Origin of the sequence: Mesorhizobium sp. M1A.F.Ca.IN.020.04.1.1, assembly GCF_003997315.1 — a bacterium.
In the GTDB taxonomy this organism is placed as follows: Bacteria; Pseudomonadota; Alphaproteobacteria; order Rhizobiales; family Rhizobiaceae; genus Mesorhizobium.
In genome coordinates this window covers 1-13884 of record NZ_RZSN01000056.1, presented here as the reverse complement: position 1 = coordinate 13884, position 13884 = coordinate 1, and the positions used below count along the sequence as shown (strand labels likewise).

At 65.8% G+C, this 13884-nt stretch carries 12 protein-coding genes, 1 tRNA gene and 2 pseudogenes; 1 reads left to right on the top strand and 14 read right to left on the bottom strand.

The window, feature by feature from the left end:
- Nucleotides 1-32: 32 nt before the first annotated feature.
- The 12 genes and pseudogenes from EOA49_RS13920 to EOA49_RS13860 form a co-directional block, all read right to left on the bottom strand.
- The gene (locus EOA49_RS13920) at nucleotides 33-338 is read right to left on the bottom strand and encodes a UBP-type zinc finger domain-containing protein (protein WP_067003235.1); all 306 of its coding nucleotides are present in this window, start codon (nucleotides 336-338) and stop codon (nucleotides 33-35) included.
- Nucleotides 338-2025, bottom strand: a pseudogene (locus EOA49_RS13915) (FAD-dependent oxidoreductase). The gene EOA49_RS13920 and the pseudogene EOA49_RS13915 overlap by 1 nt, the downstream one beginning before the upstream one ends.
- Before the next feature lie 86 nt (nucleotides 2026-2111).
- Nucleotides 2112-2831 carry a hypothetical protein gene (locus EOA49_RS13910; protein ID WP_127242085.1) on the bottom strand — a complete coding sequence of 240 codons (720 nt, stop codon included), beginning with the start codon at nucleotides 2829-2831 and terminating at the stop codon, nucleotides 2112-2114.
- Between the two features lie 123 nt (nucleotides 2832-2954).
- Nucleotides 2955-3039 (bottom strand) — tRNA-Leu (locus tag EOA49_RS13905).
- 395 nt (nucleotides 3040-3434) lie between these two features.
- Nucleotides 3435-4055, bottom strand: coding sequence for a 2,3-bisphosphoglycerate-dependent phosphoglycerate mutase (locus EOA49_RS13895; protein WP_067003230.1), 621 nt, complete (start codon nucleotides 4053-4055; stop codon nucleotides 3435-3437).
- 97 nt (nucleotides 4056-4152) lie between these two features.
- Complete coding sequence (dapB, locus tag EOA49_RS13890; protein WP_095799539.1) at nucleotides 4153-4974, bottom strand: 4-hydroxy-tetrahydrodipicolinate reductase; 822 nt, start codon at nucleotides 4972-4974, stop codon at nucleotides 4153-4155.
- Complete coding sequence (locus tag EOA49_RS13885) at nucleotides 4971-6830, bottom strand: ABC transporter ATP-binding protein (RefSeq protein ID WP_127243196.1); 1860 nt, start codon at nucleotides 6828-6830, stop codon at nucleotides 4971-4973. The genes dapB and EOA49_RS13885 overlap by 4 nt, the downstream gene beginning before the upstream one ends.
- A 131-nt stretch (nucleotides 6831-6961) precedes the next feature.
- Nucleotides 6962-7981 carry a glucokinase gene (locus EOA49_RS13880; RefSeq protein ID WP_067003316.1) on the bottom strand — a complete coding sequence of 340 codons (1020 nt, stop codon included), beginning with the start codon at nucleotides 7979-7981 and terminating at the stop codon, nucleotides 6962-6964.
- Nucleotides 7982-8246: 265 nt separating this feature from the next.
- Nucleotides 8247-9329 carry a penicillin-insensitive murein endopeptidase gene (gene mepA, locus EOA49_RS13875; protein ID WP_067323472.1) on the bottom strand — a complete coding sequence of 361 codons (1083 nt, stop codon included), beginning with the start codon at nucleotides 9327-9329 and terminating at the stop codon, nucleotides 8247-8249.
- A gap of 191 nt (nucleotides 9330-9520) precedes the next feature.
- On the bottom strand, nucleotides 9521-10426 hold the full coding sequence (locus EOA49_RS13870) for an SDR family oxidoreductase (RefSeq protein ID WP_127241506.1): 906 nt from the start codon (nucleotides 10424-10426) through the stop codon (nucleotides 9521-9523).
- A gap of 17 nt (nucleotides 10427-10443) precedes the next feature.
- Nucleotides 10444-11601, bottom strand: coding sequence for a tRNA epoxyqueuosine(34) reductase QueG (gene queG, locus EOA49_RS13865; protein WP_095799535.1), 1158 nt, complete (start codon nucleotides 11599-11601; stop codon nucleotides 10444-10446).
- A complete protein-coding gene (locus EOA49_RS13860) occupies nucleotides 11582-12274 on the bottom strand; it encodes a glutathione S-transferase family protein (RefSeq protein ID WP_127243195.1) in 693 nt (230 codons plus the stop codon). Before EOA49_RS13860 ends, queG begins: the two co-directional genes overlap by 20 nt.
- A 160-nt stretch (nucleotides 12275-12434) precedes the next feature.
- Between EOA49_RS13860 and EOA49_RS13855 the strand changes: the two genes are divergently transcribed.
- Nucleotides 12435-13241, top strand: coding sequence for an undecaprenyl-diphosphate phosphatase (locus EOA49_RS13855; RefSeq protein WP_095825085.1), 807 nt, complete (start codon nucleotides 12435-12437; stop codon nucleotides 13239-13241).
- 25 nt (nucleotides 13242-13266) lie between these two features.
- On the opposite strand, the gene EOA49_RS13850 is transcribed toward EOA49_RS13855, so the two are convergent.
- Complete coding sequence (locus EOA49_RS13850; RefSeq protein WP_127241505.1) at nucleotides 13267-13644, bottom strand: YraN family protein; 378 nt, start codon at nucleotides 13642-13644, stop codon at nucleotides 13267-13269.
- A pseudogene (locus EOA49_RS13845) lies at nucleotides 13637-13884 on the bottom strand (rRNA (cytidine-2'-O-)-methyltransferase); the annotation flags it as partial. The gene EOA49_RS13850 and the pseudogene EOA49_RS13845, both read right to left, overlap by 8 nt.

The window sequence follows — 13884 nt, the reverse complement described above, 5'->3', positions numbered from 1 at the left end:
CCCGGCAAGAGGCTCGCGGTATTCCGTGCACGCTAGACAAAGCGCGGGATCGGGCCGTTCTGCGCCGTCGTGCGGTCGCCGAGGTCGATGAACACCTCGTCGACATAGCACCAGCCCCAGCCTTCGGGCGGATCGTAGCCTTCGATGACCGGATGCTGAGTGGCGTGGAAATGCTTGGTGGCGTGGCGGTTGGGCGAGTCGTCGCAGCAGCCGACATGGCCGCAGGTGCGGCAGAGTCTGAGATGCACCCACCAGGAGCCGCTCTTCAGGCATTCCTCGCAGCCGAGGGCGCTCGGCACCACATCCTTTATGTCGTCCGTATGCCTGCATTCGTCCATCAGGGTCTCCTTTCGGGCTGAGCAGCACGCCCGCCGTTGCGCGCAAGATAGGCATGCAGCGCGGCCACCACCTGAGCGCCTTCGCCGACGGCGGCCGCGACACGCTTGGTCGAGCCGCAGCGCACATCGCCGATGGCGAACACGCCGCTGCGGCTCGTCTCCATCGGGCCGTGTCCCGGCGCCACATCCGGTCCGGTGCGCACGAAGCCCTTAGCGTCGAGCGCCACGTCGCAGCGCGCCAGCCAGTCGGTGTTCGGGTCGGCGCCGATGAACAGGAAGAGGTGGTGGATGGTCCGCGTCGTCGCCACGCCGGTGACCCGGTTGCGCCAGCACAGCTGGTCGAGGTTGCCGTCATGGCCGTCGAGCGCCTCGACCTCGGTTTCCGTCAGCACCTCGATGTTCGGCTGCGCCACGATCCGCTCGACCAGATAGCGCGACATGGTGGCGTCAAGGCTGTCGCGCCGCGCCAACAGCGTCACCTTGCGCACCTGGCTGGCGAGAAAGACGGCCGCCTGGCCGGCCGAGTTGCCGGCGCCGACCAGCGCCACTTCCTGGTCCCGGCAGAGCCGTGCTTCGATCGGCGAGGCCCAGTAATGCACGGACGTGCCCTCGAACTGCGCGATATTGGCGATGTCGAGGCGACGGTAGCGCGCGCCGCTGGCGATCACCACGGTGCGCGCGCGCAGGGTCTCGCCGTCGCCAACGTCCAGCCGGTAGCCGGCCATGTTGTCGGCGGCGCCGAGCAATTTGGCTTCATCGGGGATCACCATCTCGACCCCGAACTTCTGCGCCTGGTTGTAGGCGCGCGCCATCAGCGCCATGCCCGTAATGCCGGTCGGAAAGCCGAGATAGTTCTCGATGCGCGAGGATGCCCCCGCCTGCCCGCCGAAGGCGCGGCAGTCGAGCACGATGGTCGACAGCCCCTCGGAGGCCGCATAGACCGCGGCCGCCAATCCCGCCGGCCCGGCGCCGACGATGGCAACGTCGTAGATCTTGCCGGCGTCGAGCGGCCGCAGCAGCCCGACGCAGCGGGCGAGATCGCTTTCGCCGGGATTGTGCAGCAGCTTGCCGTTGGGACAGAGCACGATCGGCAGATGGTGCGGATCGACATGAAAATGCTCGATCAGCGTCTTGGCGCAGGGATCGGTGTCGGAATCGAGCGCGCGGTGCGGCAGGCCGCTGCGGGTGAGGAAACCCTGCAGCCGCAGCACATCGCCATTGCTGGGACGGCCGATGACGATCGGCCCGCTGGTGCCGCTCTCGAGCAGGCCGACACGGCGCAGGATCAGCGCGCGCATGACGCGCTCGCCGAGATTCGCCTCCTGCACCATCAGATCGCGCAGCCGCTGCGAGGGGATGACGATGGCTTCGACCGGCTCGGTCGCCTCGGCATTGACCAGCGACGGCCGGCTCGAAAGCTGCGCCCCAGCTCGCCGATGAAATTGCCCGGACCATAGGTGATGATCGCCTCGCGCGGGCCAATACCGCTGGCCTGCGTGATGTCGACCTTGCCCGACAGGATGACGACCAATCCGGGCGAGACCGTGCCGGCCGTCACGATATGCTCGCCGGCGCCGTAGGCTCTTGGCACGCCGAAGCGGCGCATGCGCTCGATGTCCGCATCGGCGAGCACGGGGAACATCTGGTCGCGGCGGGCGGCGATCGTCGGGCTGACGGAGGGGGCCATGACCGGACCGTAGCGCCCGGGGCAGCGGCTTTGAAGCGGTTTGTTCGAGGACTGGCCGGAAGGGCAGGTGGCCGCTACGCTGTCAGCTATCCGAGCGACCTCGCCAGCTTGCGCAGCGCCCCCTGCGGATCATCGGCAATGACGGAGCCATGCGAGACGAGGATGCGCTTGAGCGCCGGCAGGTCAGCCCATCGTCTCAATTGCGCTGCGAATGCCGCCTTGTCGCCGACCATCGTCAGCTTGACCGGCCAGGGTATACGCGGCTCATCACCGGCAAATCCCATCATGCGCAATGCCCAGCCGGCAAAACCGGATGCGCCGCGGATGTTGCCGACGATATCATTGAGAACGAGCGTCGTGCCGTTCGGTCCGTCGATTTGCAGCGCCGCTTCGCGATCACGGGTTCCGGGGACGGTGACGAGCTTGACGTCGGGATCGCCAAAGTCGCCGCCTGCCGCATCGACATGCACCACCTTCTCGACGCTGTTGCGCGCGCCCGCCGGTGCAATCACCTGCAGGGTGGGATAGCGATCTTTCCATGGCTTTGCATCGAGCCGGTGATGATTGTTAGGGACGATCAGGAAGGCCGGCTGGCCGAAGGCCTCGATCGCGCGCATCTGTTCGTCGTCGAGCGCGATGGCGCTGAAGATGACGAGCCGTCCGTCGCGCAATCGCACCACGGTCATGCGCCGTTTCAGGTTGCCGACCGGCATCGGTATGTCGCCGGTCACCGTCAGAATATCGTCGTCGACAGGAGAGAGCCTGCCATGCGGCAGAACCTTCCACTCCTTGAACGGCGCGGGCATCACGGAACCTCGGCTTAACAGACAAGATAGGAACGGTTCAACCCGAGACGAGTTGCAGGCACAAAAAAGCCCGGAAAATCCGGGCTTTTTGCTCATCGCGTCAGATCGTCTGAAACGGGAATTTGGTGCCCAGAAGAGGACTCGAACCTCCACTCCTTGCGGAACACGGACCTGAACCGTGCGCGTCTACCAATTCCGCCATCTGGGCTGGTGGGCGCTCATGTAAGCGGGCAAACGAAGCGTGTCAACGCGGTTTTTTCGAGGAGCTCAAGACTGACCAGAGGGCAGCTGGGGTTGATTTCAGGCACGGACGGCAATTGTAGGTGACGGCCCCGCCCCTCATCGCCCTGCCGGGCACTTCTCCCCGTATAGGACGGGGAGAAGGGGCTGGCCGCGGCGTTGGCGTCCTCTTGAGACGCTGGCGATTGGCGAAATCGGCGGCCGGAGCTTCCCTCTCCCCGTCACTATACGGGGAGAGGATGCCGGCAGGCAGGTGAGGGGCGGCGCCGACGCTGGTCTTTAACGGCGAGACGGAATTCCAGCCTGAAGCGGTTGTCCCGAGACGGCCACCCGTTCCGAGCGGGGCCGGAACAATGGAATCCCTCACCCCTCCAGCACTTCCTTCTTTGCCACGGTGGAATCGGCGTTGAGCTTGTAGATCACCGGCACGCCGGTGCCGAGCTCCAGCTTGACGATCTCTTCGCCCGACTTGCCGTCCAGCGCCATGATCAGCGCCCGCAGCGAATTGCCGTGGGCGGCGACCAGCACCGTCTCGCCGCGCAGCACATGCGGCTGCACGTCGTGCAGGTAATAGGGCCAGACACGCGCGCCGGTGTCCTTCAGGCTTTCGCCACCGGGAGGCGATACGTCGTAGGAGCGGCGCCAGATATGCACCTGCTCCTCGCCCCACTTCTTGCGCGCGTCATCCTTGTTGAGGCCGGAGAGATCGCCATAGTCGCGTTCGTTGAGCGCCTGGTCGCGGACGGTCTCGAGCTTGCTTTGGCCGACCACGTCGAGAATGTGCTGGCAGGTCTTCTGCGCCCGCTTCAGCGCCGAGGTGTAAGCGATGTCGAATTTCAGCCCGCGCGCCTTGAGCTTCTCGCCGGCGGCAAGCGCCTCCGCATTGCCCTGGTCGGTGAGGTCGACATCGCGCCAGCCGGTGAACAGGTTCTTCAGGTTCCATTCGCTCTGGCCGTGGCGCACGAGCACGAGAGTTCCCGACATGTTTGCTCCTGATACGTGGTTGGATTTGAGCAATTCCAGGAAAAGTGTGTAGCGGTTTTCAGCCCGGAATTGCGGAAGAAAAGCAGAAAAAACCGCCTCAGCCCAGGCCGAGCACGTCCCGCATGGAATAGAGGCCCGGCTTCTTGCCTCGGCCCCAGAGCGCCGCCTTGACCGCGCCGCGGGCAAAGATCGCCCGGTCCTCGGCCTGGTGGGCGAGCGTGATGCGCTCGCCGGTGCCGGCCAGGATCACGCTGTGCTCGCCGACCACCGACCCGCCGCGCAAGCTGGCGAAGCCGATCGTGCCGGCCTTGCGGACGCCGGTATGGCCGTCGCGCACACGCACGCTGTTGTCATTGAGCGCGATCTCTCGTCCTTTGGCCGCCGCTCCGCCGAGCAGCAGCGCCGTGCCGGACGGCGCGTCGACCTTGTGCCTGTGGTGCATCTCCAGGATCTCGATGTCGAAATCCTGCGCATCGAGCGCGCGCGCCGCCTGCTCCACCAGCACCGCCAAAAGATTGACGCCGAGGCTCATATTGCCGGATTTGATGATGGTCGCGTGGCGCGCCGCCGCGGCGATCTTCGCATCGTCATCGGCCGAACAGCCGGTCGTGCCGATGACATGGACGATGCGCGCCTGCGCGGCATAGCCGGCGAATTCGACGCTTGCGCCCGGGGCCGTGAAATCGAGCACGCCGTCGGCCTTGGCGAAGGCCGGCAGCGGGTCGTCGGCGATCGGCACATTGATGCTGCCGATGCCGGCGAGCTCTCCGGCATCCTTGCCGAGATGCGGTGAACCCGGCCGCTCGACGGCACCGGCAACGCACGCGCCGGGAATGGAGTGGATGGCGCGGATCAGCGTCTGACCCATCCGGCCGGCGGCGCCCACCACCACCAGGCCCATATCGCCCGTTTCGCTCATGCGCTTCTCCCGACGGTCTTCTTCGCGCGCGTGCGCGGCAGAGGAGTTTGGGTTGTCTTGGCGTCATCGACAAGCCCCAGCCCCTTCTTGCCCTGCACCCGGTGGAAGCGGGCATAGACGCTGTGCGGGTCGGCCATCAGCGAGGCGTGTGTGCCTTCCTCAACCAGCCGTCCCTCTTCCAGCACGATGATGCGGCCGGCATTGACCACGGTCGACAGCCGATGCGCGATGACGATGGTGGTGCGGCCTTCCATGACATGGGTGAGCGCTTCCTGGACGCGCGCTTCGGCCTCGTTGTCGAGCGCCGACGTAGCCTCGTCGAGCAGCAGGATCGGCGCCTGGCGCACGATGGCACGGGCGATCGAGACGCGCTGGCGCTGACCGCCGGAAAGCGTCGAGCCGCCTTCGCCGACCGGCGTGTCGTAGCCTTGCGGCTGCTGGCGGATGAACTCGTCGGCGGCGGCCTGTTTCGCCGCCTGCTCGATCTCCGCGTCGGTGGCCGAGAGCCGGCCGTAGCGAATGTTGTCGCGGATCGTGCCTTCGAAGAGATACGGCGCCTGCGAGACATAGGCGATCGATTGGCGCAGCGACCGCTTCGTCACCTTCGAGATGTCCTGGCCGTCCACCTCGATGCTGCCCTCGTCGACGTCATAGAAGCGCTGCAAGAGCGCCACCAGCGTCGACTTGCCGGCGCCCGAAGCGCCGACGATCGCCGTCACCTTGCCGGCGGCGGCGGTAAAGCTCAGATCCCTCAGCACCGGCATGTCGGCGCTATAGCCGAACGTCACATTGTTGAAGGTCACTTCGCCGGAAATGATCTTCGCTTCGGCGGCGTCGGGCGCGTCGCTTTGTTTCGGCTCGAGGTCGAGCAATTCATAGATCATGCGCGCGTTGACCAGCGCGCGTTCCATCGCCACCTGCATGCGCGCCAGCCGCCGCGCCGGATCATAGGCCAAGATCAGCGCGGTGATGAAGGAAAAGACCGCGCCCGGCGGCTGACCGAGATACAATGCCCGATAGCCGGAATAAGCGATGACGGCGGTCACGGCGAGGCCGGCCAGCATGTCCGAAATCGGCGACAGCCGTTCCGAGACGCGGGCAATCTTGTTGCTGCGCTGTTCGGCCGTGTCGGCCATGATGCCGATGCGGCGCGCCAGCTCGTCCTCCAGGGTGAAGGCCTTGACGATGGCGATGCCTTGGGTGGCCTCCTGCACCGACCCGCTCAGCCGAGAATTGATCAGCACGGATTCCCGATTGATCTTGCGCACCCGGCGCGTGATGTAGACGACGGCCCAGATCAGCGGCGGCCCGATCAGCAGCGAGCTCAGCGACAACACCGGATCCTGGTAGACCATGAGGCCGACCAGGCCGACGAGCGTCACTGCGTCGCGAGTGATCGAAATCAATGTCAGCGACAGCAGGTCGCGGATGCCGCCGATATTCTCGTCCAGCTGCGCCGCCAGTCGACCCGAGCGCGTGTCGTTGAAGAAATTGACGCCGAGCTTCATCAGTTGGTCGAAGCTGCGCTTCTGGTAGCGGGCGACCAGATTGTTGCCGATCGTGGCCAGCATCACCGCCTGGCCGTAGCCGGCGAAGCCGCGCACGAGGAAGGCGCCCATGAAGCCGGCGCAAATCCACCAGACGGCGTCGCTGCTCCGCTCGTAGAAGATCTGATTGACCATCGGCGCCATGACCCAGGCCGAAAAGGCGGTCGCGCCCGAAACCAATAACGAGCAGACGATGACGATCGCGTAGGACCAGCGATGGTCATAGCCGTTCTCGGCGATGATACGGCGCAGTACCGCCGTTACCTCGCCGGGCCGGGCCTTTAGCTTGTTTGGATTTTGAAATGTCAAATCGGCAGCGCTTCGTGGGTTCTCGTCAAAGGTCGGGGAGCATGTCGGCACCCTCTTAGCGCCCCGGCTACGGCTTGCCTATGGCGAAACTTCGTCGCGGTGGCCGATTGCCATCCCGAACCCGGGCGCGCTCATGCCCGCCAGTGCCGTCCGGCGGTCTGAACGCCGAACAGCGACGGGGTTCTGGCATAGGCGGCCAGCCCGAGAAGCGCGGCCAGCGGGTGGGTGATGACATAGACCGGCATCGTGCGCATCAGCGCGCTGTGCGGCGCCTTGTCCTCGAACGCGGCGCGGAAATTGCCGGCTTTCAATGCCGGCACGATTTTTTGCGCGATGCCGCCGGTCAGGAAAACGCCGCCGCGGCTCATGAACACCAGCGCGAGATCGCCCGCGGTGCGGCCGAGGCAGGTGACGAACAGTTCCAGCGCTTCCTGTGCCACCGGATCGGATTTGGCGAGCGCGGCCGCGGTAACTTCCGCCGGCGTCGTGAAAGGCGTCGGCTTTGCGTCGGCCCTGGCCACCGCGCGATAGACATTGACCAGTCCGCGGCCGCACAGGATCTGCTCGCCGGAGATGCGACCCTCGAGCTTTTCGATATGCGGAAACACTTCGAAGTCGCGCGGCGTGCGCGGGCCGATATCCATATGCCCGCCCTCGCCCGGCACCGGTATCCAGCGGCGCAGCGCGTAGATCAGCCCCGCGACGCCGAGCCCCGTCCCCGGGCCGAGCACGACCCGGCCGGCATTCGGCTCCGGCGTCCCGCCGCCGATCTTTTCCATATGCTCTTCGCCCAGCGCCACCACCGCCAGCGCCTGCGCCTCGAAATCGTTGAGCACGACGATCTCGCTCAAGCCCAGATTGGCAAACATCTGGTGCGGCTTGACCACCCAGGGGCAGTTGGTCAGTCGGATCTCGTCGCCGTCGACCGGCCCGGCCACCGCCAGCACCGCCGAATGCGGCTGGATCGACGAGCGGTCGAGCACCGCCGCCTGGATCGCCTCGTCGATGGTCTTGAAATTGGCCGTCTGGACGATTTGCGGCTCGGTCGCTTCCGAATTGGCGTCGAGCACGATCGAGAAACGCGCATTGGTGCCGCCGATATCACCGATCAGGACCGGAAACCGCAGCGCTGTATCGTCTTCGCCAACCATGCTTTTTGTCCCGTTCGTTCCCGCTCCGTCGCTGACTAGCGCATGGTCCTGCAAAGGGAAAGCGGCTTCGGTGCCTATCTCGAGCGTCGGCGCCGCCCCTCACCTGCCTGTCGGCATCCTCTCCCCGTCAGTGACGGGGAGAGGGGCACTGTCGCCAATGGTTTCGCCAATCGCCAGCTTCGCAAGAAGAAAGCCCGCATTGCGGCAGCCAGGCGGATGTGGGGCGCCGCCGGCCTCGACCGATCTGGACGCCGTGGCGCGGCCCTCAGTTCCCCGGCCTTGGCCGGGGCACTGGGATGCCGATTTTGGGCGTCGGCGCAAAGGAGCTCGCCGCCGCCGGCAGCGTCGCCGCATCGCTGGAGATCGTCTCCGCCGGCTCGGTCGCTTTCGATTTGGCCGCCGCCACAGCTGCCGCGCCGTCGCCCTGATAGGTAACCGCTTCCAGAGAAGGCGCGTCCGGCGCTGCAAGCACCGCCTGGCACTCCTTCGGCAAATTGGCCATGGTCATCAGGTCGCGCGCTTTCGGCGCATCCGGGTTCTTGTTGGGCCGCCACGGCTCCTCGGTGAACCACCAGGCAAGCGGTTTGCCGCAGCCGTCATCGGCCGGCGTCGCCTCCTGCGCCTTGCAGCCGGGCGAGCCCGCCTGGCAGCCGATGCGCATGTGGAAATGATAGTCATGGCCCCAGAACGGCCGGATCTTGCGCAGCCAGGAGCGATCGCCGGTGACCGTGTCGCAAAGTTTCTTCTTGATGCCCGGATTGACCAGGATGCGCTCGACCTCAGGGTAGCTCGCCGCACGCTTCAAAAGCCGCGTATGGGACGGCGTCCACAGCGCGTCCTTCACCAGATGCGTCTTCTCGTCGACCATCAGCGTCGCGCTCATGCTCTCGCGCTGCGCCATGGTCAGCGGGCGCCGCGGCATCGGTGTCAGCCAGATGTCGGCATCGAGGCCGATCTGATGCGAGGCGTGGCCGGTCGTCATCGGGCCGCCGCGCGGCTGCGAGACATCGCCGACCAGCAGCCCCGGCCAGCCATCCGCCTGGGCGTCTCGAGCGAGCTTCTCGATCAGCGCAATCATCGCCGGATGGCCCCAGCGGCGGTTTCGCGAGGGGCGCATCACCTCCCAGCTCGGCCCGTCCACCGGCAAGGCGACGCCGCCGGTGAAGCAGCCTCTTGAGTAAAAGCCGAACGATTGCGCGTGCGCCACCGCCGGCAGCTTCTTGGCGCCGAACAGGTCTTTTGCGCGCGGTTCGGCCGAGATCGCGGCCGCCGCCAGCCCGGCTAAGGTCACCAGGGCAAGCGCGGCGGTCAGGAACGGCTTCCTGTCGGGCAGCGGTCGCAACGTCATCAGGTCGGGTCCCCTCTCCAGTGGCGCGACGCAATCTCAGGCGGCATGCTAAAACATGTCTCCCGAAAGTGGGACCCGGTTTCGGGATAAAGACATGCATAAAATCAAAACTGGAGCGCATGGAGCGAAGCTGAAAGATTCGCGACGCAGTTCAGGCGCGAATCATATCACGCCAATGCACGTCGCTTCGCTCACGAGCGTTTCATCGGACTGCGCGGCTGTCCGTCTCGCCAGTTGCCGTCGGCCCACATCCGCTCCAGCGCCACCCGGTAATTCGGCAAACGAAAGCTGTAGCCTGCCGCTTTGATCGCCGCGTTGGCGACGCGCTTGTTTTCGCCGTAGAAGGACCGCGCCATGGGCGAAAGTTGCGCGGTTTCGAAGGGGATTTCCGGCGGCGCCTCCACGCCCATCACCCCGGCGGCGTAGGCGACGACATCCTGCGGCGGCGCCGGCTCGTCGTCGGTGACATTGAAGATGCCGCCGCGATTGCTATCGGCCAGGTGCCACAGGGCGCCGGCGATGTCGTCGCAATGGATGCGGTTGAAGACCTGGCCGGGCTTGACCAGCCGCCTCGCGGTGCCGTCCTCGAGATTGGCCAGCGCGTTGCGGCCCGGGCCGTAAATACCGGAAAGCCGCAGGATCGCTACCGGCTTTCCGATTTCCCGCCCAAGAGCCAGCCATTCCTGTTCGGCCGCCACCCGCATTACCGAGCGCTTCGAAACCGGCCTGCACTCGGCGCTCTCGTCCACCCAGGCACCGCCATGGTCGCCGTAGACGCCGACGGTGGAAAGATAGCCGATCCATTGGAGCGCCGGCATCTTGGCCCGGATCGCCTCGCCTGCCGCGTTGAGCACCGGATCGCCCGCTTCGTCCGGAGCGACCGAGACGATGAGATGTGTTGTGTGCCGAAGCGCATCGCTGATTTCCGCCGTCAACGAACCGTCGAAGCTTGACGGCTCGATGCCCGCCTCTCGCAACACCTCGAATTTTTCCGGCGATCGCGTCGTCCCAAGGATCGGCGCGCCATCTTCATTGGCTCTCGCAAAAGCCTTGCCGGAATAGCCGGCGCCGAAAATGAAGAAGCGTCTCTCGCCCATCAATTAAATCCTCTTCTTCAATGGTCCTTTGCGGGAACCGGCAGCGCTGACAGCCATTCCTCGCGCACCGTTGCATCGCCTTCGGCCTGCAAGGCCGATGCGGCGAGCTCCGCAAAATCGCGCCGCTCCATCAGTCGCGATAGCGCCCATACTGCCGCACCCCGCACCAGCGGCGAGCCGTCGTCGATTAGGCCGCGCGCGACCGGCGTCAGCGAGGCATCGTCCGAATTGCCGGCGGCGATCAGCGCGTTGCGGATGAAACGGTCGCGGCCGATGCGCTTGATCGGCGAGCCCGAGAAAAAGGAGCGGAACGTCGCATCGTCGAGCAACAGCAGCTCCGACAGCCGCGGCTCGCGCAGATTTTCGCGAGCGGCAAGCTTGGCCTCGGCGGCGACGCTGGCGAATTTGTTCCACGGACACACGGCGAGGCAGTCGTCGCAGCCATAGATGCGGTTGCCGATCGCCTCGCGAAATTCGCGCGGGATCGGTCCCTTGTTCTCGATTGTGAGGTAGGAGATGCAACGCCGCGCATCGAGCCGGTAGGGCGCCGGGAAGGCATCGGTTGGGCAGATGTCGAGGCAGGCGCGGCAGGAGCCGCAATGGTCGATCTCGGCTTTGTCCGGCTCAAGCTCGGCCGTGGTGAAGATGGTGCCGAGGAACAGCCATGAGCCATGCTCGCGGCTCACCAGGTTGGTGTGCTTGCCCTGCCAGCCCAGCCCCGCGGCTTCGGCAAGCGGCTTTTCCATCACCGGCGCGGTGTCGACGAAGACCTTCACGTCGCCGCCGGCCCGCGCGACGATCTTGCCCGCGATTTCCTTCAGCCGACCTTTCATCACGTCGTGATAGTCGCGATTGTGCGCGTAGACCGAGATCGCGCCGCGATCGTGTTTGTCGAGGACATCGCGCGGATCCCGGTCCGGACCGTAGTTCATGGCGAGCACGATGATCGAACGCACTTCCGGCCACAGCGTCGAAGGCTCGGCGCGCCGCCCGATCGTCTCGGCGATCCAGTCCATCGAGCCGTGAAATCCCTCGGCGACAAACTCGGCCAGGCGCGCGGGAGCCAGCGGGATCGCGTCCGGCCGGGTGACGGCAACGGCGTCGAAGCCGGCGCGGCGCGCCTCCGCGTCGATCAGCGCGCGCAGCTTCGTCGTGTCAGAAATCGAGGTCCGCATAATGCGATACCGGCGACAGGCCGCGCACGCGATCGGTGAGCAGCGGCCGGAACGACGGCCGTGATTTCACGCGAGTATACCATTCGCGCGCCGCCGCGTGCTCGCGCCAGTCGATCTCGCCGAGATAGTCGAGCACGGAAAGCGTCGCGGCCGCGGCGAGGTCGGCATAGGTCACCTTGTTGCCGGCCAGCCAATGACGCGTGCCCGCCAGCCAGTTGGTGTATTTCATGTGCTGGCGGATGTTGGCGCGCGCGGCGCGGATTGCGCCCGAATCGGGTGAGCCGCCGCCCGCCGTCTCCGGCATCACCGGCTTCAGCACCCGCTCGCGCACCAGATGGCGGGTGACCTCGCTTTCGGCCTTGCTGAGATACCAGTCGGTCAGTCGCCGGATTTCGGCGCGCTGCATCGGGTCCTCGGCAAACAGCCGCCTGTCGCGCTTCAGCACCCCGCGTGTCTCGTCAAGATATTCGGCAATGACCATGGCGCCGACGATTGGCACATCGCCTTCGGCCAGCAGGATCGGCAGCGTGCCGGCCGGATTGAGCGCCAGAAACTCCTTGCGCCGGGTCCAGGGTTTCTCCTCGATCAAGGCCAGCTCCTCGCCATACTCGCCGAAGGCGGGGCGGACGAACCGGCAGGTGGCGAACATCGGGTGGTGAAAAAGCGTCAGCATGGTTCCGCGATGATAGGGCGCACTGGCAAATTGGTGTGAGCGCCGGTAAGTCTTGGCGGCCCGATTCCAGGGACTGTCATGTGTTGCGACCTATAGGGGCACTTCCGCGCCATGACAAGCAAGCCCTTCCCCTTAGCCGTCACTCGAAGCAGAGGTTGCCATGGAAAGCCAGACCATCGTCGAAGCACTGCTGCTTGGGCTGATCGAGGGCCTGACCGAATTCATCCCGGTCTCGTCGACCGGTCACATCCTGCTCGCCGGCCATTTCCTCGGCTTCCATTCGACCGGCAAGGCCTTCGAGATCCTGATCCAGCTCGGCGCGATTCTTGCGATCTTGAGCGTCTATTTCCGCCGCCTCTGGAAGATGCTGCTCGAACTGCCGCATGACCGGCTGACAAGGCATTTCGCCATCGGCATCCTCATCGCCTTCCTGCCGGCGGCGGTCATCGGCGCGCTGGCGCATGACTTTATCAAGACCTTCCTGTTCGAATCGCCGCGCCTGATCTGCATCATGCTGGTCATCGGCGGCGTGGTGCTGCTCGCCGTCGACCGCATGAACCTGAAGCCCGTCTACCGCGATGTCGAGCGCTTCCCGACCAGGCTTTATCTGCAGATCGGCCTGTTCCAGTGTCTGTCGCTGATACCCGGCACCTCGCGCTCCGGCTCGACCATCGTCGGCGCGCTGCTCTTGGGCGTCGACAAGCGCGCGGCGGCGGAGTTTTCCTTCTTCCTCGCCATGCCGACCATGGTCGGCGCCTTCGCCTTCGATCTGTTCAAGAACCGCAACGTGCTGACCTCGGCCGACCTGCCGATCATCGCCGTCGGCTTCATCGCCGCCTTCGTCACCGCGCTTTTCGTGGTGCGCTTCCTGCTCGATTACGTCTCGCGCAAGGGCTATTCGCTGTTCGGCTGGTGGCGGCTGGTGGTTGGCGGGCTCGGACTGGCGGCGCTGATGATCTGGGGGTGAGCTTATCGTTGGGAGGGTAAGCCCCTCAATTCCGCCCGTAAAATGCATTCTCGACATGCACTGGCCAGCGCCAGGGCATCACCGCCACCATGTCGAAGCGCACCGACAGCCGGCCATAGTCCGGCTGGCGCGACAGCCAGAGGTCGGCGGCACCCTCGATGCGCCGTTCCGAGGCGTGGGCGATCGCTTCCATCGCCTCCATCAGCGTGCGCCGCGCCTTGACCTCGACGAACAGCACCAGGTCGCCGCGCCTGGCGATCAGGTCGATCTCGCCGAGCTTTGTGCGATGGCGGCGCGCAAGGATGCGATAGCCCTTCAGCATCAGCGCCAACGCCGCCAGCCATTCGCCGCGATGGCCGCGCCGATAGGCTTTTCGCCGATGACCGACGGTGCGCTCAGCCACCGCCGTCCGCCTTCAGCTCGATCAGCCGGCGATAGAGCGCCTGTTTCTGGCCGCCGGTCATCTTCGCCGCTTCCGCCGCCGCCTTGGAGGCCGGCATTTCGGCGGCTAAAGACAACAGCAGCCGGTCGATGTCGGCCGGCTGGTCCTCGGCCGCCTCCGGCGGGCCGACGCAGACCACGATTTCGCCCTTGGGCGTCTCGGCCGCCGCGTGGTGATCGGCGAGCTCACCAAGGCGTTCGA

Excerpts from the sequence above, each read along its gene's own strand:
- EOA49_RS13860 (WP_127243195.1), bottom strand. The coding sequence starts at position 12,274 with ATGCTGACGCTTTTTCACCACCCGATGTTCGCCACCTGCCGGTTCGTC.
- EOA49_RS13895 (WP_067003230.1), bottom strand. The coding sequence starts at position 4,055 with ATGTCGGGAACTCTCGTGCTCGTGCGCCACGGCCAGAGCGAATGGAAC.
- EOA49_RS13880 (WP_067003316.1), bottom strand. The coding sequence starts at position 7,981 with ATGGTTGGCGAAGACGATACAGCGCTGCGGTTTCCGGTCCTGATCGGT.
- dapB (WP_095799539.1), bottom strand. The coding sequence starts at position 4,974 with ATGAGCGAAACGGGCGATATGGGCCTGGTGGTGGTGGGCGCCGCCGGC.
- EOA49_RS13920 (WP_067003235.1), bottom strand. The coding sequence starts at position 338 with ATGGACGAATGCAGGCATACGGACGACATAAAGGATGTGGTGCCGAGC.
- EOA49_RS13855 (WP_095825085.1), top strand. The coding sequence starts at position 12,435 with ATGGAAAGCCAGACCATCGTCGAAGCACTGCTGCTTGGGCTGATCGAG.
- queG (WP_095799535.1), bottom strand. The coding sequence starts at position 11,601 with ATGCGGACCTCGATTTCTGACACGACGAAGCTGCGCGCGCTGATCGAC.
- EOA49_RS13870 (WP_127241506.1), bottom strand. The coding sequence starts at position 10,426 with ATGGGCGAGAGACGCTTCTTCATTTTCGGCGCCGGCTATTCCGGCAAG.
- mepA (WP_067323472.1), bottom strand. The coding sequence starts at position 9,329 with ATGACGTTGCGACCGCTGCCCGACAGGAAGCCGTTCCTGACCGCCGCG.
- EOA49_RS13910 (WP_127242085.1), bottom strand. The coding sequence starts at position 2,831 with ATGCCCGCGCCGTTCAAGGAGTGGAAGGTTCTGCCGCATGGCAGGCTC.